This is a genomic window from Serratia sp. MMO-28, assembly GCF_037199905.1.
In the GTDB taxonomy this organism is placed as follows: Bacteria; Pseudomonadota; Gammaproteobacteria; order Enterobacterales; family Enterobacteriaceae; genus Chania; species Chania oryzae.
In genome coordinates, this window is record NZ_JBBCVB010000011.1 from 56725 (window position 1) to 77420 (window position 20696).

The 20696-nt window shown below is 53.5% G+C and carries 17 protein-coding genes; 13 read left to right on the top strand and 4 right to left on the bottom strand.

Features of this window, described 5'->3' with window-relative positions:
* Positions 1-18: 18 nt before the first annotated feature.
* Positions 19-597: a lipoprotein gene (locus tag WG891_RS11655; RefSeq protein ID WP_076940536.1), complete on the bottom strand. Its 579-nt coding sequence runs from the start codon at positions 595-597 to the stop codon at positions 19-21.
* A gap of 339 nt (positions 598-936) precedes the next feature.
* Here WG891_RS11655 and bolA point away from each other — a divergent pair, with 339 nt between their 5' ends.
* The 9 genes from bolA (at position 937) to WG891_RS11700 (ending at position 11576) form a co-directional block, all read left to right on the top strand.
* Positions 937-1251 (top strand): transcriptional regulator BolA, encoded by a 315-nt coding sequence (bolA, locus tag WG891_RS11660; protein WP_076940538.1) that lies wholly within the window; start codon positions 937-939, stop codon positions 1249-1251.
* 366 nt (positions 1252-1617) lie between these two features.
* Positions 1618-2922, top strand: coding sequence for a trigger factor (tig, locus tag WG891_RS11665; protein WP_337262884.1), 1305 nt, complete (start codon positions 1618-1620; stop codon positions 2920-2922).
* Between the two features lie 397 nt (positions 2923-3319).
* Positions 3320-3943, top strand: coding sequence for an ATP-dependent Clp endopeptidase proteolytic subunit ClpP (clpP, locus tag WG891_RS11670; protein WP_037394628.1), 624 nt, complete (start codon positions 3320-3322; stop codon positions 3941-3943).
* A gap of 162 nt (positions 3944-4105) precedes the next feature.
* Entirely contained in the window at positions 4106-5377 is a 1272-nt protein-coding gene (gene clpX / locus WG891_RS11675) for an ATP-dependent protease ATP-binding subunit ClpX (RefSeq protein WP_337262885.1), read from the top strand.
* Positions 5378-5572: 195 nt separating this feature from the next.
* On the top strand, positions 5573-7927 hold the full coding sequence (lon, locus tag WG891_RS11680) for an endopeptidase La (protein WP_076940544.1): 2355 nt from the start codon (positions 5573-5575) through the stop codon (positions 7925-7927).
* A 214-nt stretch (positions 7928-8141) separates the two neighbouring features.
* Positions 8142-8414: a nucleoid-associated protein HU-beta gene (gene hupB, locus WG891_RS11685; protein WP_024913884.1), complete on the top strand. Its 273-nt coding sequence runs from the start codon at positions 8142-8144 to the stop codon at positions 8412-8414.
* Positions 8415-8582: 168 nt separating this feature from the next.
* The gene (gene ppiD, locus WG891_RS11690) at positions 8583-10466 is read left to right on the top strand and encodes a peptidylprolyl isomerase (RefSeq protein ID WP_337262886.1); all 1884 of its coding nucleotides are present in this window, start codon (positions 8583-8585) and stop codon (positions 10464-10466) included.
* A 138-nt stretch (positions 10467-10604) separates the two neighbouring features.
* Positions 10605-10994, top strand: a complete 390-nt coding sequence (locus WG891_RS11695; protein WP_337262887.1) for a ComEA family DNA-binding protein — start codon at positions 10605-10607, stop codon at positions 10992-10994.
* Positions 10995-11162: 168 nt separating this feature from the next.
* Positions 11163-11576 carry a YbgC/FadM family acyl-CoA thioesterase gene (locus WG891_RS11700; RefSeq protein WP_337262888.1) on the top strand — a complete coding sequence of 138 codons (414 nt, stop codon included), beginning with the start codon at positions 11163-11165 and terminating at the stop codon, positions 11574-11576.
* Positions 11577-11671: 95 nt separating this feature from the next.
* On the opposite strand, the gene queC is transcribed toward WG891_RS11700, so the two are convergent.
* A complete protein-coding gene (gene queC / locus WG891_RS11705; RefSeq protein WP_337262889.1) occupies positions 11672-12370 on the bottom strand; it encodes a 7-cyano-7-deazaguanine synthase QueC in 699 nt (232 codons plus the stop codon).
* A 128-nt stretch (positions 12371-12498) separates the two neighbouring features.
* A complete protein-coding gene (locus WG891_RS11710) occupies positions 12499-14208 on the bottom strand; it encodes an SgrR family transcriptional regulator (RefSeq protein WP_337262890.1) in 1710 nt (569 codons plus the stop codon).
* 177 nt (positions 14209-14385) lie between these two features.
* Here WG891_RS11710 and cof point away from each other — a divergent pair, with 177 nt between their 5' ends.
* Positions 14386-15204, top strand: a complete 819-nt coding sequence (gene cof / locus WG891_RS11715; protein ID WP_337262891.1) for an HMP-PP phosphatase — start codon at positions 14386-14388, stop codon at positions 15202-15204.
* A gap of 109 nt (positions 15205-15313) precedes the next feature.
* Here the strand turns inward: cof and WG891_RS11720 are convergent, their stop codons facing one another.
* Entirely contained in the window at positions 15314-16354 is a 1041-nt protein-coding gene (locus tag WG891_RS11720; protein ID WP_337262967.1) for a PLP-dependent cysteine synthase family protein, read from the bottom strand.
* 120 nt (positions 16355-16474) lie between these two features.
* Here WG891_RS11720 and WG891_RS11725 point away from each other — a divergent pair, with 120 nt between their 5' ends.
* The 3 genes from WG891_RS11725 to WG891_RS11735 all read left to right on the top strand — a co-directional run bounded on the left by WG891_RS11725 (position 16475) and on the right by WG891_RS11735 (position 20572).
* Positions 16475-16936, top strand: coding sequence for an Lrp/AsnC family transcriptional regulator (locus tag WG891_RS11725; protein WP_156292442.1), 462 nt, complete (start codon positions 16475-16477; stop codon positions 16934-16936).
* A gap of 89 nt (positions 16937-17025) precedes the next feature.
* On the top strand, positions 17026-18801 hold the full coding sequence (locus tag WG891_RS11730; RefSeq protein ID WP_337262892.1) for a SmdA family multidrug ABC transporter permease/ATP-binding protein: 1776 nt from the start codon (positions 17026-17028) through the stop codon (positions 18799-18801).
* Positions 18794-20572, top strand: coding sequence for a SmdB family multidrug efflux ABC transporter permease/ATP-binding protein (locus WG891_RS11735; protein ID WP_337262893.1), 1779 nt, complete (start codon positions 18794-18796; stop codon positions 20570-20572). Before WG891_RS11730 ends, WG891_RS11735 begins: the two co-directional genes overlap by 8 nt.
* Positions 20573-20696 lie beyond the last annotated feature (124 nt).

Genomic DNA, 20696 nt, shown 5'->3' on the forward strand with positions numbered 1-20696 from the left:
GCACAAGGCATTAACGGATTAACGTGCGTTTTGCTTGATAAATTCGTTGACGCTGGTGTCTTGTGCCATATCGGCAATGACATCGCCCAGCACGGTGTTAACCGCATTGGTGATTTTTTCGTTTGTCGCGGTGAAAGCGCCCTGTACGTTATAAGTAGAGCGGTAGTTTTTCACCTGCTTACTGCCATTTTTCGCCTGAGCGATAATGGAGATGTCTGCTTTGGTGGTGATGTTATAACGCAGGTTGCCTTCAGAGACGTCAGCAAACAGATTGTTCACTACGATCTGCAGATCCACGGCACCGGCAGGGCCGATCATATAGCCGCGAGCGCCCATTTGTTTTTCCAGCACTTCCTGCAGCAAGAAACGCAGATCGCGTGAAGGGAGCAGGGTAATCAGCTGGCCATCGCGGTTCACTTTTGCCAGCGCCTGGTCTTTACGCTGATCGGCACCATTAATACTGATGGTAATACCTTGCAACGTCGGATCCTGCTGCGGCAGGACGATCTTCGGGGTTACGTTCAGCGTATTGGTACTGGCGGCACAACCGGCAAGCAACAATGCAGCCAGCAGTGGAAGACAAAGTTTTTTTAACATATTACTGTCTCATCAATCGTGGTTATCAGTTATGGGTATGTATTAGCGCTGAGTAATCAAAGCGCTAGAGTCACAACAAATTGCCGACATCATAGCATTGCCGCCAGCCGGGGGAAGCGCTGAACATAGCCAAGTGATAAATTTTTACCCGGCGTTGATAAAAACATGCTTTTTCGGTCAACTCAATCAGATAAACTCCAGGTGGTACATTATGTTGGCATTTTTCTCCGCGCAGGGCGGAGAAATTTAAACCGGGAAGATTCTCGCAAGAGTAGAAACGGCTAATATTGAACTAGGTGGGTAGGGTATAGTGCGCCAGTGTTGTGAGGAGAAGAACCGATGATTCGCGAGCAAATAGAAACAAAATTAAGGGCGGCATTTGAGCCCGCGTATCTGGATGTGGTGGACGAAAGTTACCGCCATAACGTGCCAGCGGGTTCAGAGAGTCATTTTAAGGTGGTGATCGTTAGCGATCGCTTTGTCGGTGAGCGCTTTCTGACGCGCCATCGCTCCATTTATACCGTATTGGCGCAGGAGCTGGCGGACGGCGTGCATGCGCTGGCGTTACATACTTATACCCTCAAAGAGTGGGAAGGGTTGCAGGATACGGTACCCGCCTCACCGCCTTGCCGCGGCGCTGGAACCGTGGCGTGATGGCTAAAATTTACGGTATCAGTGGAACTTTCACCTAGATTTAAGGTATTACTACTGGCGAATTTTGCAACGGCCTACGGGCCGTTGTTGTTTTTGATGACGACAAAGCCGATGTGGAATGCAGCTCTGATGGCCTAGGCTCAAAGGTGATTTGGGTGGAAAACCGGCAAAAATGTGATTTTTAACGCACCCGTGCCGCCTTGCCATCCTCGACTCGCTACGCATGCGCCGCTATAATGTCGCGTCTTATTTTTCCGGAATGGTTTCGGGACGCTTCTGACATCAGGAAACTCGGTTCTGTAATGTAGCCATCCTGGTTTTTGGAACGGAGTTGACCGAGCACTGTGATTTTTTTGAGGTAACAAGATGCAAGTTTCAGTAGAAACCACTCAAGGCCTTGGGCGCCGTCTCTCTATTACTGTACCCGCTGATGTTATCAAGCAAGCGGTGAAGAAAGAGCTGATCAACGCAGCGAAAAACGTACGTATCGACGGTTTCCGTAAAGGCAAAGTGCCGATGAACATCGTTGAACAGCGTTATGGTGCTTCTGTTCGTCAGGACGTGCTGGGCGAACTGATGCAGCGCAACTTTGTTGACGCCATCATCAAAGAAAAAATTAACCCGGCTGGTGCACCAAACTACGTTCCAGGCGAGTACAAAGAAGGCGAAAATTTTGCTTTCGCCGTTGAATTCGAAGTGTATCCAGAAATTGAGCTGAAAGGCTTGGAAAGCATTGAAGTTGAGAAACCGATCGTTGAAGTTAACGACGCTGATGTTGACACTATGCTGGACACTCTGCGTAAGCAGCAGGCAACCTGGAAAGAGACCGATCGTGCAGTCACTGTTGAAGAGCGTGTGACCGTTGATTTCTCTGGTTCTATTGATGGCGAAGAGTTTGAAGGCGGTAAAGCGTCTGACTTCGTACTGGCGATGGGCCAGGGCCGTATGATCCCTGGTTTCGAAGAAGGCCTGGTTGGGCACAAAGCGGGTGAAGAATTCACCATCGACGTTAACTTCCCAGAAGATTACCACGCAGAAAACCTGAAGGGTAAAGCGGCCAAGTTTGCTATCGTGCTGAAGAAAGTTGAAGAGCGCGAACTGCCAGAACTGACCGAAGAATTCATCAAACGTTTCGGCGTGGCTGATGGTTCTATCGAAGGCCTGCGTGCCGAAGTGCGTAAAAACATGGAGCGCGAACTGAAAGGCGCCGTGCGTAACCGCATCAAGTCTCAGGCTATCGACGGTCTGGTCAGTGCTAACGAAATCGACGTTCCTGCTGCGCTGATCGACGGCGAAATCGACGTTCTGCGCCGTCAGGCTGCACAGCGTTTCGGCGGTAACGAGAAGCAAGCGCTGGAACTGCCACGTGAACTGTTCGAAGAGCAGGCTAAGCGTCGCGTTGTTGTTGGCCTGCTGCTGGGCGAAGTGATCAGCACTAACGAGCTGAAAGCTGACGAAGAGCGCGTGAAAGCCCTGATCGAAGAAATGGCTTCTGCCTACGAAGATCCAAGCGAAGTTATCGAGTTCTACAGCAAAAACAAAGAGCTGATGAACAACATGCGTAACGTGGCTCTGGAAGAACAAGCGGTTGAAGCCCTGCTGGCGAAAGCGAAAGTGTCTGAAAAAGCGACGACTTTCAGCGAACTGATGAACCAGCCTCAACAGGCGTAATCATCGGTTGAACGTAGCGGCACAATGCGTTGTGCCATCAAATATTCTACGTTGTGCAAAGCCCGTAACTTCGGTTACGGGCTTTTCTTTTGCCACGTGACTGATTAATCTCAGGTTCACTGTGGCAATATGCACTATATTTATTGTGTTACCGGCTGCAGACGGCAGTGGAAAACGGGTTATGGTTACCTTGCTACACAAGGATGCGGGTGAAAAGGGTTCACCGGGCTTGAATTCTGTCTGTGGCCCCCCACTTCAACAACAGTATGGGCTGTTTTAATGATCACGCCGTCAGATGAGCGTGAAGTCTGTCTTTGCTTGAGCGTAGTCATGGTGAGCGTTCTAAAGTAGAATCGACAGATAATGGCGCCAAGGCAATTTCTATTAGGAGACGGTAATGTCATACAGTGGCGAACGAGATCAATTTGCACCTAACATGGCACTGGTGCCAATGGTGGTAGAGCAGACTTCACGCGGGGAGCGCTCTTACGATATCTATTCCCGCCTGCTGAAAGAGCGTATTATTTTCCTGACCGGTCAGGTAGAAGACCATATGGCTAACCTGATCGTGGCGCAGATGTTGTTCCTCGAAGCAGAAAGCCCGGAAAAAGACATTTTCCTGTACATCAACTCACCGGGTGGTGTGATCACTGCAGGCATGTCCATTTATGACACTATGCAGTTTATCAAGCCAGACGTCAGCACAATCTGTATGGGCCAGGCCTGTTCTATGGGCTCATTCCTGTTGACTGCAGGCACCAAGGGCAAGCGTTTCTGTCTGCCGAACTCCAGAGTGATGATCCACCAGCCGCTGGGTGGCTATCAAGGGCAGGCGACAGATATCGAAATCCATGCGCGCGAAATCCTCAAAGTGAAAGCACGCATGAATGAACTGATGGCGCAGCATACCGGTCAATCGCTGGAACAGATCGAACGTGACACCGAACGCGATCGCTTTATGACCGCAGAAGAATCGGTAGAATATGGTCTGGTTGACGGTATTCTGACGCACCGCAGCTAGAACCACGCGGCTGGCGAAGTATAAGTGCGAGCCGATAGACTATAGTATTCAGAGTGAGCTACGCTCGCGCTGAACAGTATTATCGGCGTTCCCGGTATAACGTTTGGGCGCACCGCCGCCGTAAATTCCTGCGGGACAAAGACAAAATAAGAGGTTTGACTCATGACAGATAAGCGCAAAGACGGTTCAGGCAAATTGCTGTACTGCTCTTTCTGCGGCAAAAGCCAGCATGAAGTGCGTAAGCTGATTGCCGGGCCGTCAGTGTATATCTGCGATGAATGTGTTGATCTGTGTAACGACATTATTCGCGAAGAGATTAAAGAAGTTGCCACGCATCGCGAGCGCAATTCATTGCCGACACCACACGAGATCCGCCACCATCTGGATGACTATGTCATTGGCCAGGAGCAGGCGAAGAAAGTTCTGGCAGTGGCGGTGTACAACCACTATAAGCGTTTGCGCAATGGTGACAGCAGCAACGGCGTCGAGTTGGGCAAAAGCAATATTCTGCTGATTGGCCCGACCGGTAGCGGTAAAACTCTGCTGGCAGAAACCTTGGCGCGTTTGCTGGATGTGCCTTTCACCATGGCCGATGCCACCACGTTGACCGAAGCCGGTTATGTGGGTGAGGACGTGGAAAATATTATCCAGAAGTTGCTGCAGAAATGTGACTATGACGTGCAGAAAGCGCAGCGCGGCATTGTCTACATTGATGAAATCGATAAGATTTCCCGCAAGTCAGACAACCCTTCCATCACCCGTGACGTATCGGGCGAGGGCGTGCAGCAGGCACTGCTGAAGCTGATCGAAGGCACCATTGCTGCGGTGCCACCGCAGGGTGGGCGTAAGCATCCACAGCAGGAGTTCCTGCAGGTTGATACCTCCAAGATCCTGTTTATCTGTGGCGGGGCCTTTGCTGGCTTGGATAAAGTGATCGGTCAGCGAGTGAATACCGGTACCGGTATTGGCTTTGGTGCCACCGTTAAGGGGGAATCTGAAAAAGCGACCGAAGGCGAACTGCTGCTGCAGGCTGAACCGGAAGATCTGATCAAATTTGGTCTTATCCCGGAATTTATCGGCCGTCTGCCAGTTGTAGCTACGCTGAGTGAACTGAGTGAAGAAGCGCTGATCCAGATCCTGAAAGAGCCGAAAAATGCCCTGACCAAACAGTATCAGGCATTGTTCAATCTGGAAGGGGTGGAGCTGGAGTTCCGTGATGAAGCGCTGAACGCCATCGCCAAGAAAGCCATGACGCGCAAAACCGGGGCTCGTGGCCTGCGTTCTATCGTTGAAGGCGCACTGCTGGACACCATGTACGACCTGCCGTCGCTGGAGAGCGTGGACAAAGTGGTGATCGACGAGTCGGTGATCTCCGGTCATTCCAAACCGCTGCTGATCTACGGTAAGCCGGAAGCACAGGCGTCTGGTGAATAATTAACCAGTCAAACCAGAAAGTTATTAGCAAAATGGGGGATTTTATCCCCCATTTCTTTTTCCATACATTCTTGCCGTTGAATGTAAGAGATTCATCCCCATATACTCATAATCCAGATTTTGTGAAACGTTTGATGCTGGCGTCTCATGAGATTCCCCCTCAACCTGGCGGAAATTAAACTAAGAGAGAGCTCTATGAACCCTGAGCGTTCCGAACGCATTGAAATCCCCGTTCTGCCATTGCGCGACGTGGTGGTTTATCCGCACATGGTGATCCCGTTATTTGTTGGCCGGGAAAAATCGATTCGGTGCCTCGAAGCCGCAATGGATCACGATAAAAAGATCATGCTGGTGGCACAGAAAGAGGCCTCAACGGATGAACCTGGCATTAACGATTTATTCTCTGTCGGCACCGTAGCGTCGATTTTGCAGATGCTGAAGCTGCCAGATGGCACGGTGAAAGTGCTGGTGGAAGGCCTGCAGCGTGCGCGCATTACCACGCTTTCCGACAGCGGTGAGCACTTTGCTGCCAAGGCCGAATACCTTGAGTCACCTGCGATCGACGAGCGTGAGCAAGAAGTGCTGGTGCGTACCGCAATTAATCAGTTTGAAGGCTACATCAAGCTGAATAAAAAAATTCCACCGGAGGTGCTGACTTCACTGAACAGCATCGACGATGCTGCGCGCCTGGCGGATACCATCGCAGCACACATGCCGCTGAAACTCAGCGACAAGCAGTCGGTGCTGGAGATGTTTGATATTACCGAGCGTCTTGAGTACCTGATGGCGATGATGGAGTCGGAAATCGATCTGCTGCAGGTTGAGAAGCGCATCCGTAACCGCGTCAAGAAACAGATGGAAAAGAGCCAGCGCGAGTACTATCTGAATGAGCAGATGAAGGCCATCCAGAAAGAACTGGGCGAAATGGACGATGCGCCGGACGAACATGAAGCGCTGAAGCGTAAAATTGAAGCGGCAAAAATGCCGAAAGAAGCCCGCGAGAAAACCGAAGCGGAACTGCAGAAGCTGAAAATGATGTCGCCGATGTCAGCGGAAGCTACCGTGGTGCGCGGTTATATCGATTGGATGCTGCAGGTGCCATGGAATGCGCGTAGTAAGGTGAAAAAAGATCTGGTCAAGGCGCAGGAAGTGCTCGATACCGATCACTACGGCCTGGAGCGGGTCAAAGATCGCATCCTTGAGTATCTTGCCGTTCAGAGCCGTGTCAGCAAAATCAAAGGCCCGATCCTGTGTCTGGTAGGGCCTCCGGGCGTGGGTAAAACCTCGCTGGGGCAGTCGATCGCCCGGGCCACCGGTCGCCAGTACGTGCGTATGGCGTTGGGCGGCGTGCGTGATGAGGCGGAAATCCGTGGTCACCGCCGGACTTACATCGGCTCCATGCCGGGTAAGCTGATCCAGAAGATGGCCAAGGTGGGGGTGAAAAACCCGCTGTTCCTGTTGGATGAAATCGACAAAATGTCATCCGACATGCGTGGCGATCCGGCTTCAGCGCTGCTGGAAGTGTTGGATCCGGAACAGAACGTGGCGTTCAACGATCACTATCTGGAAGTGGATTACGATCTGTCGGACGTGATGTTTGTTGCGACTTCAAACTCAATGAACATTCCGGCACCGTTGCTGGATCGTATGGAGGTGATCCGTCTTTCCGGCTACACCGAAGACGAAAAACTGAACATTGCCAAACAGCACCTGCTGCCGAAACAGCTTGAGCGTAATGCGCTGAAAAAAGGTGAACTGACGGTTGATGACAGTGCCATTATCGGCATTATCCGTTATTACACCCGCGAAGCCGGGGTGCGTAGCCTGGAGCGTGAGATCTCCAAGCTGTGCCGCAAAGCGGTGAAATCGCTGTTGATGGATAAAACGCTCAAGCACATTGAGATCAATGGCGACAACCTGAAAGATTACCTGGGCGTTCAGCGTGTCGACTATGGCCGTGCCGATACGGAAAACCGCGTTGGTCAGGTCACCGGGCTGGCATGGACGGAAGTGGGCGGCGATCTGTTGACCATCGAAACCGCCTGTGTGCCAGGCAAGGGCAAGCTGACCTACACCGGTTCTTTGGGTGAGGTGATGCAAGAGTCAATCCAGGCAGCGCTGACCGTGGTGCGTGCCCGTGCTGAAAAACTGGGTATTAACGCGGATTTCTATGAAAAGCGCGATATCCACGTGCACGTTCCTGAAGGGGCAACGCCGAAAGACGGCCCAAGTGCGGGTATTGCCATGTGCACGGCCTTGGTGTCCTGCCTGACCGGCAACCCGGTACGTGCCGATGTGGCAATGACCGGTGAGATCACCCTGCGTGGGCAGGTATTACCGATTGGTGGCCTGAAAGAGAAGCTGCTGGCGGCTCACCGTGGTGGTATCAAAACTGTGCTGATCCCATATGAGAACAAGCGCGATCTGGAAGAGATCCCGGATAACGTCATCGCTGACCTCGAGATTCATCCGGTGCAGAAAATTGATGAAGTTTTGAACATTGCGTTGCAGAACCCGGCCTTCGGTGCGCAGCCTGTCGCAGTAAAATAGTGACGGATCGCAAAAACCATTGATAAAACTTATGCTGGCAAGCCATTTCGGACTTGCCAGTATTTTTATGTGCCGCTAAGTTAGATCGCTGTCATGCCGCGTTTTGCTGCTGTTTGGTGGCTTGCCAAGGCACGACGGGATTGATATAACAGCTGCGCTGTCGCAGCCGTAGGGTTTTCCGGTGCGACGTTTGAATTCTAGAGGGGATGATAGAGTGAATAAGTCACAACTGATCGACAAAATTGCCGCAGGCGCTGATATTTCTAAAGCGGCAGCCGGACGTGCTTTAGATGCAATTATTGCATCCGTTACCGAATCCTTGAAAGAAGGGGATGATGTAGCTCTGGTTGGTTTCGGTTCTTTCACCGTGCGTGAGCGTTCAGCTCGTACCGGTCGTAACCCACAAACCGGTAAAGAGATCAAAATTGCGGCAGCCAAGGTTCCGGCATTCCGTGCAGGAAAAGCGTTGAAAGACGCCGTAAACTGATTACCGCGTCGAAACGATTAGCAACACATAAACAATCACCTGACGCAGCGGTGCTGGTGAGGTAAGATATAAGGCGCATCAGATTGATGCGCTTTTTTTATTTTTGTCGCAGGGAACGCGCCTGCACAAGGGTTTTTAATCCACATCACAGCGGAGTGTTGTCACACTATGATGGACAATTTACGCGCGGCTGCTAACAACATCGTGCTAAAAATCATCCTGGCCCTGATCATCTTGTCATTTGTTCTGACAGGGGTGGGTAGCTACCTGACCGGCGGTTCCGGCGATTATGCGGCGAAAGTCAATGGCCAGGTCATCGAACGTGCTCAACTGGAGCAGGCTTTCCAGAGTGAGCGTAGTCGCATGCAGCAGCAGTTGGGTGACCAGTTTTCCGCGCTGGCGGGGAACGAAGGTTACATGCAGCAACTGCGCCATCAGGTACTGTCGCAGTTGATTGACAACATGCTGCTTGACCAGTATGCCAAAAAGTTAAACCTGAACGCGAGTGACGAACAGGTGAAGGACGCTATCCGTAAGGCGCCTTACTTCCAGACTGACGGCCAATTCGATAACGCCAAATATCTCGATCTGATTACCCGTATGGGTTACAGCGCCGATAATTATGCGCAATCCATGCGTCAGCAACTGATTAATCAGCAACTGCTCCAGAGCTTTGGGGGTTCCGGTTTTATACTGCCAGCCGAGTCTCAGGCCATGGCTGCCCTGATGTTGCAGGAGCGCGATGTGCGTTTGGCGACGATCGAGCTTAAAGCGCTGCTGGCTAAGCAGACCGCGACAGACGATGAGCTGAAAGCGTATTACGAACAGAACCAGAACAGCTTCATCGCACCAGAAAAGGTGAAGGTGAGCTTTATTGCGCTGGATGCTGCCGCACTGCAAGACAAAGTAACGGTTAACGAAGCGGATATCAGCGCCTATTACGACCAGCATCAGAGCAATTATGGCCAGCCGGAACGCAGAAATTACAGCGTGATCCAGTTGAAAACCGAAGCGGATGCCAAGGCGGTTCTGGATGAGCTGAAAAACGGCGCCGACTTTGCCACGCTGGCGAAAGAGAAATCTACCGACATCATTTCACGCCGCGATGGCGGTGTACTGGGTTGGCTTGAGCCGGAAACGACCGCTGATGAACTGAAACAGGCCAATCTGACAGAGAAAGGCCAGATATCCGGCGTGGTGAAATCTTCGGTGGGTTATCTGATTGTCCGTTTGAACGATATCAAACCGGCGGTGGTGAAGCCATTAAGTGAAGTGCATGATGCCATCAGCAAACAGGTGAAGCAGGAAAAAGCGGTTGATGCCTACTATGCATTGCAGCAGAAGGTGAGCGAAGCTGCGACCAGCGACAATGAATCCCTGGCCTCGGCGGAAGATGCCGCCGGCGTTAAAGCGGTGCAAAGCGACTGGTTTACCCGTGACAATGTTCCAGCAGCGCTGAATTTTAAACCTGTTGTGCAGTCAATCTTCGACGGTTCACTGATTGGTGAGAATGGTGCTCCGGGCAGTAACTCCGATGTGATCACCGTCGATGGCGATCGCGCGTTTGTTATCCGTGTGACAAATCACCAGCCAGAAGGCATTGAGCCGTTCGACAAGGTGAAAGATCGCGTTACTGAGATGGTGAAGCGCAACAAAGCGCTGCAGGAAGCGAAGCTGCAGGGCGAGAAGCTGTTGGTTGAACTCAAGCAGGGTAAAGGCGATGAAGCGATGAAAGCGGCTGGCCTGAGCTTTGGCAGCGTGCAGAAAATGACGCGGAACTCGGAAGATCGCCAACTGGTGGAAAGCATATTCTCACTGCCTCATCCTCAGGATGGCAAGTCCGTTTATGGTATGTCGCAGGATCGTCAGGATAACGTGGTGCTGATCGCGTTGGATACCGTGCGTCCTGGCACTTTACCGGCAGATGAGATGAAAGCCTTTGTCAGCAAAATGCAGGAGAGTGCGGTGGGTATTGCACTCGATTCGTTGCTGTCAAACCTGCGTAAAGAAGCCAAAATCACCATGGGTGCCGCTGAGCAACAACCTCAATAAGCACCGCATTTCTCTGCAACAAAATGTAATTCATCAAGGCCGCTTTCGCGGCCTTTTCCACATTTAACATCTGTCATTTGCTGAATATTTGCCGCTGCGGCAAGGTAGCCTCGCTGTTAAACATAGGGAGGATACAGCATGCAACATAGCGAAAATAAAGGCATTACCCGTTTTTCTCATTCCGTAAAGTTCCTGTTGGCGGCGGCTCTGTTCAGCCTGGTGGGGGCATCGGCCAACGCCGCAGAAAAAGCGCCACCAGCGCCTCAACCGGTGGCTCAAAGCCCGGCTAAAGCCGAGCGGCAGGCTGCCGTTGAAGCACCTTCCGAAGGTGAAGCTACGGTCAGTATCAATGATGCGGATGCTGAAGAACTGGCCAGCAAATTAAACGGTGTCGGGATGAAAAAAGCAGAGGCTATCGTGCGGTACCGGGAACAGAATGGGCCCTTTACTCAGGTTGAACAATTACAGGAGGTACCAGGAATCGGGCCAACGTTATTGGAAAAGAATCGTGCTCGGCTGAAAATGTGATCCCGATCGCGGCTGCGTGGCAAAGTAGCCAGCCAGCCGCTTTCCTCTGCTACATTCTACAGGTCATACCAGTTTCATCGCTGATGAAGAGGGTAAATCCAAACTTGTCAGGGCGCGGTGCGCCCGTTTTAACCGATGATCACCCGTGGCAGGAGCGACCGTTTCACTATGCATACCTATATTAAAGTTCGCGGTTACCATCTTGATTTTTATCAACATGTTAATAATGCCCGCTATCTGGAGTTTCTGGAGGAGGCGCGTTGGGAATGGCTGGAGAATCTGGATGCGTTTCATTGGATGGCGCTGAATAATATTGCGTTCATCGTGGTGAACATCAATATCAATTACCGCAGGCCAGCGGTGCTGGGTGACAAGCTGCGCATTGACAGCCAAATGCAGCAACTGAATGGTAAAAGCGGAGTGTTGAGCCAGCAGGTGACGCTGGAGCCTGAATGTTCACCGGTTGCGGATGCAACACTGACGTTTGTCTGTGTCGATCTGAAAACCCAAAAAGCGTTGCCGATCGAAGGGGAGTTGCGTGAGCATTTGATGGCGTTACAGCAGAAAGATATGCAGGCCTGATATACCTGTTGTCTTTCAAGCTGCAGCGTTGTTGGCTGCAACTTGAAATCCATAGGGTATAGACCGTATTACATAAATGGCGACGAGCAGCGCTTTTAAATCAGCCCGGTTTTCTGTTTCAGGCTAGTCATGACGCTGCTTTTATCCTGAAGATACTGGTGCAAACCCTTGGCGCGCAGGTGGCAGGCCGCGCATGAACCGCAGCCGTCACCTTGCACACCGTTATAGCAGCTCAAAGTCTCCTGGCGGACAAGCTCTAACTGCTGGTAATAATCGGCCAGTGCCCAGATTTCGGCCTTGTTGAGCCACATTAAGGGGGTTTCGAAGCGGATATCGCGTGCGATACCCAGCACAACAGCATTGTTCAGCGCCTTAACGAATTCATCGTGGCAGTCTGGATAACCAGAGAAGTCGGTCTCACACACGCCGGTTATTACCGCTTCAGCTTCCACCTGATAGGCATAAATCGCCGCCAGGGTCAGGAACAGAATGTTACGCCCTGGCACAAAGGTGCTGGGCAGCGTGTCATCCTGCGGGCTGTCGAACGCGGGTACCGGAATGTTATCGCGAGTCAGGCTGCTGATCGCTAGCTCATTGAGTAATCTGGCATCTAACACTTTGTGCGCCTTGGCACCCAACCTCTGTGCCAGATTTTGAGCAATATCGATTTCGGCACGATGGCGCTGGCCGTAATCGAACGTGATGCAATGAACTTCATCGTACTGCTGCAATGCCTGAATTAAGCAGGTCGTGGAGTCTTGTCCACCGCTAAAAACGACGACTGCGCGTTTCATAGAATCAACCTTCTGTCGAGGAGCCATTCCCGATGCACACTCGGGCGGCTGGTTTAATCCCGCTGCGAGCCATTGGCATCACAGCGGCGGAATAACATTGGTGATGGTAGCAGACTAGGCTCTGGCTATCATTCATTCTCTGCTAATGGTGGCGGCAGCCAGGCCTGGCAAAAATCAAACCAGCCGTGAGCCGTGAGGGTCACCCCCTGAATGCGTGGTGGTGCACTGACCTGATATTGATAATGGAACAGCGGCGTCAGAATTGCCGCCTTCATCAGTTGCTGATAGTAGGTTTTCAATTGGTCGTAGCGCCGTTGTTGATCCGGAACTTGCTGAATATGCTGCAATACCTGCTGTTGGTGCTGCCAGTTTTCCTCCGTCAGAATACCTTGCCAGAGCACATCGCGGCGTAACCAGCTTTCCAGCGTGGCTTCCGGCGCTTCACCAATCAGGTTATCTGCCAGCAAAAGATCGGCCTGCGCCAGTTGCTCGGTACTTTGCCAGCGCTTGCCCGAGTAATAATGCACTTCTAACTCACAACCCTGTTGCGCCAGCAACTGCTGCAAGGCTTGTGTCAGCGTTTCAAGCTCGACCGGTGGGTGGTAAAGCAGGGTTAATCTGGTGGGGAGGGTAACCTCATCCATCTGGTGCTCGGGGATTGCCCAACCAGGCAGCATTTCATGGCTTGGTGTGATCACGCTATTGGGAATGGGCAAATTAGCCAGTAACCCGGAGCGTTGGATCAGCATCAACAACTTTTGTCCTTGGGCTTCACTGAGCACTCCACGGCGCTGGTTGATCGCCAGATAGCACCAGCCCAGGCTCATGCTGCGCTGTACCGGCCGTGCCTGGGCTAATTCTTCCTGTTGGCCGATGGTGATCCGCACCGGGTGCTGGCAACTGGTGTCATTACCGCTGGTGAGCAAATCCGGTGTGATCCAATATTCGATGCTTTCCAGATAAGGGTGTTGCAGATGGTAGTAAGGATGCTGTTCCAGCCGTACCATTTGCGGCTCATTCAATGCCAGCTTGAACGGCCCGGCACCAAGCTCGGGGTGTGCTGGATGGGTCATCAGGCAGGGGAGTTCCGCCAGGCGGTGCGCCAGCCAGTAATCCGGCGTATGCAGATCGAATTGAACACACAGCGCATGCGGCAAACTGATGGTTTGCACGCTGCTCAATAACGGCTGGCTGCGCGGGTGTTGCTGCAACCGGTTTAACGTTTGCAGCAATTGCTGGCCGGTCAGAGGTTCCCCGTTATGCCAGCGCAACTGGCTGCGCAGAAAGAACTGCCACTGCAAGCCGCCTTTGCCGATCTGCCAATGATGTGCCAGATCCGGCTGGGGTTGTGGGCAACCGGTATTGAAGCGTGTCAGACCCGCATACAGAGTCGTAACCAGGTGTTGTTCGGCACGGCCGCTGAGCGTGAGCGGATCGAGCTTCTCTAGCATACGGTAATAGGGGATACGCAGCGTAGGGCTGCCCTCCTGCCATTGGCCGCCAAGATGCGGGCTCAGCAGCTCTTGCAGATGCTGGGGGGCAAGCTGTGCCATTTGCAATGCACCCTGATGATCGCCCATCTGCAACAGACGTTGCAGATGGGCGGCACGCAATTCATCGGGCGTTTTCAGGCATTGCAGTTGTGCTCGTTTACCGCGCCCGGCATGGGAACGCCAGCTCAGCCAACCCTGTTCCTGCAACTGTTGCACCAACGTGCGCGCATGGCGTTCGCTGCAATAAAACAGGGTCGCCAGTTCTGCGACGGTGATGTTTACGGGGGCGCTACCGAGTTGCTGATACAAACGTTGATACTGACTGAGGCGATGAACCAGGCGCATAGCGATCCTCTTGAGCTTTCAAGCTACGGCTTGAATATAAATCCGGAAGCATTTTTCTGAATTGTTCACTATTACTTCCGCAAATGCCATCACATACTGTAGCGGTTATCATAGTGCCTACCGTTCTGAGGCATATCGGTACGGCGCGCTGTCTGTGAGATGTCTTGAGAGGTTTATATGTATCGTTTGGCTGCTTTTGATATGGATGGCACTTTGCTGACGCCCGATCATCTGATTGGGCCGGAAACGTTGGCCGCGTTGAATCAGCTTATCGACAGGGACATGGTGGTGACCTTTGCTACCGGGCGGCATTACCTGGATGCGCAGCCGATCATGGCGCAACTGGGCTTGCAAGGGTATCTCATCACCGGCAACGGTACGCGTGTCTATGACAAACAGGGTCAGCAACTGCATGCCACGGATTTGCCAGCCGATGTGGCCGAAGAGGTGCTGCATACCCAGTGGCAGACTCCTGCCAGCCTGCACGTTTTCCGTGATGAAGGTTGGTTGACCAATCTGGCGGTGCCGGAGATGTTGCAGGCTCATCATCTCAGCGGTTTTCATTTCCAACTGACCGATTTGCAGCGCTTGCCGGCGTTGGGCAACAGCAAAGTCTGTTTCTGTGGCCCTCATGACGCCTTGGTTGAACTGCAGGCACAGTTGCACGCCCATTTTGCGCAGCGTGTTGATTTGTGTTTCTCGGCTTATGAGTGTCTTGAGGTGTTGCCGCTGGGCTGCAACAAAGGTGCCGCATTGGAAAAACTGAGCGGTCATTTAGGCCTGACGTTGGCAGACTGCATGGCGTTTGGCGATGCGATGAATGATAAAGAAATGCTGGCCAGCGTGGGGCATGGCGTGGTGATGGGGAACGCGTTACCACAGCTGAAAGCGCTGCTTCCCGATCTTCCGGTGATCGGCCACTGCGAAAAACAGGCGGTGGCTCACTATTTGCAACATTGGCTGCGTTCACCACGCTCCCCCTATACCCCCGTATAAAGGAGCCTTTACAGCCGCCGGGTTACTCTTATGACTAGAAGTTGCAACCGACAACGCTGCCACTCCAAGTACCTTGAGTAGGACTACCCGGCTTTTTTATTCCTGTCGTTTACAGATTGGCCAACTGTGTCAAATAAGGCCGCAGGTCGCCGATATTATTACTGACCCACTCTGGGTTGTAGTAAGTATCCAGGTAGCGTTCCCCGCTGTCGCACAGCAGAGTGACGATCGCCCCCTGTTCCCCTTTTTCGCGCATTTGTTTTGCCCGCTGCAGTGCGCCCCAAACGTTGGTTCCGGTAGAAGCTCCGACCTTGCGGCCCAGAACACTTTCCAGCCAGTGGATGGTGGCCACGCTGGCAGCATCCGGCACGCGCAGCATGCTGTCGATCACTGAAGGGATAAACGAGGGCTCAGCGCGTGGGCGGCCAATACCTTCAATACGGCTGCCACAGCTGCCGATAATGGTGCGATCGCCGTGGTGGAAACAGTCGTAGAACACCGAGTTTTCCGGATCGACCACGGTAAGCTGCGTATCGTGCCCTTGGTAGCGAATATAGCGCCCTAGCGTTGCTGAGGTGCCACCGGTCCCGGCGCTCATCACGATATGTTTGGGAATGGGGTAGGGTTCACGCGCCATCTGGCGGAAAATACTGTCGGCAATATTGTTATTACCGCGCCAATCGGTGGCCCGCTCCGCGAAGGTGAACTGATCCATATAGTGGCCATTCAACTCTTTTGCCAACGTTTCTGAAACCGCATAAATCTGCGCCGCATGATCGACAAAATGGCTGCGGCCACCGTAAAACGCAATCTGTTCCACTTTGCGGCGGGCGGTACAGGAAGGCATCACGGCAATGAACGGCAGGCCGATCAGCCTGGCGAAATAAGCCTCTGACACCGCGGTGCTGCCTGAAGAGGCTTCAATAATGGTGGTGTCTTGCTGGATCCAGCCGTTACACAGGCCGTACAGGAACAGCGAACGTGCCAGGCGATGCTTCAGGCTGCCGGTAGGGTGGGTGCTTTCATCTTTCAGATACAGGCAGATGCCGGGGAATTCCGGCAGGTTCAGGCGTATCAGGTGCGTGTCGGCGGAGCGTTGAAAATCCGCTTCTATTTCACCGATAGCATATTTTACCCAAGCGTTTGTCATCATCAGGTCTCAGAATAGGGGCTGGTTGATGGCGTAGCATAGCGTTTCACCAGGAAAAAAGGATTGCCATTTTTCCTGTTTAATCGCCTAATGGGAGAAAAATTTTCTCCGGATTGAGCTATGTTAGACAAAACAGACCGCAAACTGCTGTGCATGCTGCAACAAGACTGTACACAATCGCTGCAGGTTTTGGCCGACGCAGTGAACCTGACGTCGACCCCGTGCTGGAAACGGCTGAAAAGGCTGGAGGATGAAGGCTACATTCGTGCACGCGTCGCGCTGCTGGATAATGAAAAACTCGGGCTTGGGCTGACGGCGTTTGTTCTGATTAAAACCCAACAGCACAGCAGCGAGTGGTATCAGAAGTTTGTTGCACTGACGGCGCAGATGCCAGAAGTGCTGGCATTTTACCGCATGGCGGGGGAATACGATTACCTGATGCAGGTTGAAGTGGCCGATATGAAAAGCTATGACAACTTCTACAAGCGCCTGGTGACCGGCGTACCAGGGCTAATCGATGTGACCTCCAGCTTCGCGATGGAAAAAATCAAATACACCACGGCGCTGCCAGTGCCGGAGTGAAAACGTCACCGAGCAGCTGCTTTACCGGTAGTATTGTCTGCCGCTAAGGCAAAAAAGAGAAAACCGTTACCTGTCTGGAATAAAACTGCGTGAGATTATTTGCTCAAATCGGCTGGTATTTCCGCCGCGAATGGCGCCGCTATCTTGGCGCGGTGCTGCTGCTGATCATTATTGCCATTCTGCAACTGCTGCCGCCCAAGCTGGTGGGGATCATTGTCGATGGCGTGACCAGCAAACAGATGTCTACCCGCGTACTGCTGGCCTGGCTCGGGCTGATGCTCGGCACCGCGATCCTGGTTTACCTGCTGCGCTATGTGTGGCGGGTGCTGCTGTTTGGTGCGTCCTATCAGTTGGCGGTGGAACTGCGTGAAAATTTCTATCACCAGCTCAGCCGCCAGAATCCGGCTTTTTATCTGCGCCATCGTACCGGCGATCTGATGGCACGGGCCACCAACGATGTGGATCGCGTGGTGTTTGCCGCCGGTGAGGGGGTGCTGACGCTGGTGGATTCGTTGGTGATGGGCCTGGTGGTGCTGCTGGTGATGAGCACGCAGATCAGTTGGCAACTGACGCTGCTTTCGCTGATCCCGATGCCGATCATGGCGATCGCCATCAAGCACTATGGCGATCAGCTGCATGAGCGTTTTAAATCGGCGCAGGCAGCGTTTTCCAGCTTGAACGATCAGGCGCAGGAGAGTATGACCAGCATCCGTATGATCAAAGCCTTTGGGCTGGAAGATCATCAATCCAGGCAGTTTGCCGATGTGGCGGCGCAGACCGGTGCGAAGAATATGCACGTGGCGCGCGTTGACGCGCGTTTCAATCCCACCATTTATATTGCCATCGGTGCCTCCAACCTGCTGGCGATCGGCGGCGGCAGTTGGATGGTGGTCGAAGGGGCACTCACCCTGGGTCAACTCACCAGTTTTGTCATGTATCTCGGCCTGATGATCTGGCCGATGCTGGCATTGGCGTGGATGTTCAATATCGTTGAGCGTGGCAGTGCGGCGTATAGCCGCATCCGCAGCCTGCTGGAAGAAGCGCCGGCGGTGAAAGACGGCGAGCTTGAGTTACCTGCCGCTCGCGGTCAGTTGGCGGTGAAGATCAACGCGTTTCACTATCCGGAAAACGCCAGGCCAGCATTGCACCATGTTGCGCTGGAACTGCAGCCAGGGCAAATGCTCGGCCTGTGCGGGCCGACAGGTGCGGGGAAATCGACGCTGCTGGCCTTAATTCAGCGTCAGTTCGATATTGATGATGGGCAAATCAGTTACCACGGTTTGCCGCTCACCCAGATCAAACTTGATCAGTGGCGTTCACGCCTGTCGGTGGTCAGCCAGACCCCGTTCCTGTTCTCCGACAGTGTGGCAAATAACATTGCCCTCGGAAACCCTGCGGCCACGCAGGAGCAGATTGAACAGGCCGCGCGTCTGGCCAGCGTGCATGAAGATATTCTGCGTCTGCCGCAGGGGTATGAAACCGAAGTGGGCGAGCGCGGCGTGATGTTGTCCGGCGGTCAGAAACAGCGGATTTCCATTGCGCGGGCGTTGCTGCTGGAGGCGGAGATCCTGATCCTTGACGATGCGCTTTCTGCGGTGGATGGCCGAACGGAACACCAAATCCTGCATAACCTGCGCAGTTGGGGGCAAAGCCGCACGCTAATTATCAGCGCGCACCGTCTTTCGGCCCTGACTGAAGCCAGTGAAATCCTGGTATTGCAGCAGGGAACGGTTACCCAGCATGGGCAGCACACCTCACTGGCGGCGCAGCCTGGCTGGTATCGCGATATGTATCGTTACCAGCAACTGGAAGCGGCGCTGGATGAAACGCCGGAAACCCCTGAGGAGGCGCTGGCTGATGAGTAAGATGCAAAAGATCTGGCCAACGTTGAAACGGCTGCTGGCTTACGGTTCACCTTACCGTAAGCCGCTGGGGCTGGCTGTGGTGATGTTGTGGATCGCGGCGGCGGCGGAAGTCGCTGGGCCAATCCTGATCGGCTATTTTATCGATAACTATGTTGCCAAGGGGCAACTGCCGCTGATGATTGTCAGTGGGCTGGCGGTGGCTTACGTTCTGCTCGAACTGCTGGCTGCTGCGCTGCAATATTTTCAGGCCTTGTTGTTCAATCGGGCCGCGGTGGGGGTCGTGCAACGCTTGCGTACCGACGTGATGGATGCGGCGCTGCGTCAGCCGCTGAGCGCCTTTGATACTCAACCGGTCGGGCAGCTGATATCGCGGGTCACCAACGATACCGAGGTGATTAAAGACCTGTATGTGATGGTGGTGGCCACGGTGCTGAAAAGCGCGGCGTTGATCGGCGCGATGCTGGTGGCGATGTTCAGCCTCGACTGGCGCATGGCGCTGGTGGCGATCTGCATCTTCCCGGCGGTGCTGGTGGTGATGTGGATCTATCAATACTACAGCACGCCGATTGTGCGCCGGGTTCGCAGCTATCTGGCGGATATCAATGATGGCTTTAACGAAGTGATCAGCGGGATGGGGGTGATCCAGCAGTTTCGCCAGCAGAAGCGGTTTGGCGAGCGTATGAGCGCCGCCAGCCGCTCACACTACATAGCGCGTATGCAGACGCTGCGCCTGGATGGCTTTCTGCTGCGGCCACTGCTCAGCCTGTTTTCTGCCTTGGTACTCTGCGGCTTGCTGATGCTGTTTGGCTTCAGCGGTGAAGGCGTGATTGGCGTGGGGGTGTTGTACGCCTTTATCAACTATCTTGGCCGTTTGAATGAGCCGCTGATTGAGTTGACTTCGCAGCAGTCGATCTTGCAGCAGGCGGTGGTGGCCGGTGAACGTATTTTTGATTTGATGGATCGCCACCAGCAGAGCTACGGTGCAGACGATCGCCCGCTGACAAGCGGCAGTATTGAGATTGACGATCTGAGCTTTGCCTATCGCGATCGGCAAAAGGTGTTGCAGCATATCTCGCTGAGCGTACCGTCGCGCGGCTTTGTGGCGTTGGTGGGGCATACCGGCAGCGGTAAGAGCACGCTGGCCAACCTGCTGATGGGGTATTACCCGGTAGAATCTGGCGAAGTGCGGGTTGACGGGCGCCCATTGTCCACGCTTTCGCACCGCACCTTGCGCCAGGGCATTGCCATGGTGCAACAGGATCCGGTAGTGATCGCCGAGTCGGTGCTGGCAAATGTGACGCTGGGCCGTAACATTGATGAAGAAGCCGTCTGGCAGGCGCTGGAAGCGGTACAACTGGCTGAACTGGTGCGTTCATTTCCGCAAGGGCTTCACACGTGCTTGGGCGAGCAGGGGAATAACCTCTCTGTCGGCCAGAAACAGTTGCTGGCTATGGCGCGCGTATTGGTGCAGGCACCACAGATCCTGATCCTGGATGAAGCCACGGCGAACATCGATTCTGGCACGGAGCAGGCGATCCAGCGTGCATTACGCCTGATCCGCGAGCACACCACGCTGGTGGTGATTGCACACCGTCTTTCCACCATCGTCGAGGCCGACTCGATTCTGGTACTGCATCGTGGCCAGGCGGTGGAGCAGGGGAACCATCAGCAGTTACTGGCGCAGCAGGGCCGCTATTACCAGATGTACCAGTTACAACTGGCGGGTGAGGAACTGGCTGCCGCTACGCGTGAGGAAGCTCAGCCAGCATAAGAGAGCCCGCCAGTGTGTGCCGCTGGCGGGATTTTCTGATTTTTGCACCACCAGCGGGCATTGTTCCCTTCTCTATGATTTACTGCACCTTCCCAACGCGCATTGCACCATAATGGTGCGGTGC

Bases quoted from the DNA above. Each gene is read 5' to 3' on its own strand.
- WG891_RS11655 (WP_076940536.1), bottom strand. From the start codon at position 597: ATGTTAAAAAAACTTTGTCTTCCACTGCTGGCTGCATTGTTGCTTGCC.
- bolA (WP_076940538.1), top strand. From the start codon at position 937: ATGATTCGCGAGCAAATAGAAACAAAATTAAGGGCGGCATTTGAGCCC.
- tig (WP_337262884.1), top strand. From the start codon at position 1,618: ATGCAAGTTTCAGTAGAAACCACTCAAGGCCTTGGGCGCCGTCTCTCT.
- clpP (WP_037394628.1), top strand. From the start codon at position 3,320: ATGTCATACAGTGGCGAACGAGATCAATTTGCACCTAACATGGCACTG.
- clpX (WP_337262885.1), top strand. From the start codon at position 4,106: ATGACAGATAAGCGCAAAGACGGTTCAGGCAAATTGCTGTACTGCTCT.
- lon (WP_076940544.1), top strand. From the start codon at position 5,573: ATGAACCCTGAGCGTTCCGAACGCATTGAAATCCCCGTTCTGCCATTG.
- ppiD (WP_337262886.1), top strand. From the start codon at position 8,583: ATGATGGACAATTTACGCGCGGCTGCTAACAACATCGTGCTAAAAATC.
- WG891_RS11695 (WP_337262887.1), top strand. From the start codon at position 10,605: ATGCAACATAGCGAAAATAAAGGCATTACCCGTTTTTCTCATTCCGTA.
- WG891_RS11700 (WP_337262888.1), top strand. From the start codon at position 11,163: ATGCATACCTATATTAAAGTTCGCGGTTACCATCTTGATTTTTATCAA.
- queC (WP_337262889.1), bottom strand. From the start codon at position 12,370: ATGAAACGCGCAGTCGTCGTTTTTAGCGGTGGACAAGACTCCACGACC.
- WG891_RS11710 (WP_337262890.1), bottom strand. From the start codon at position 14,208: ATGCGCCTGGTTCATCGCCTCAGTCAGTATCAACGTTTGTATCAGCAA.
- cof (WP_337262891.1), top strand. From the start codon at position 14,386: ATGTATCGTTTGGCTGCTTTTGATATGGATGGCACTTTGCTGACGCCC.
- WG891_RS11720 (WP_337262967.1), bottom strand. From the start codon at position 16,354: ATGACAAACGCTTGGGTAAAATATGCTATCGGTGAAATAGAAGCGGAT.
- WG891_RS11725 (WP_156292442.1), top strand. From the start codon at position 16,475: ATGTTAGACAAAACAGACCGCAAACTGCTGTGCATGCTGCAACAAGAC.
- WG891_RS11735 (WP_337262893.1), top strand. From the start codon at position 18,794: ATGAGTAAGATGCAAAAGATCTGGCCAACGTTGAAACGGCTGCTGGCT.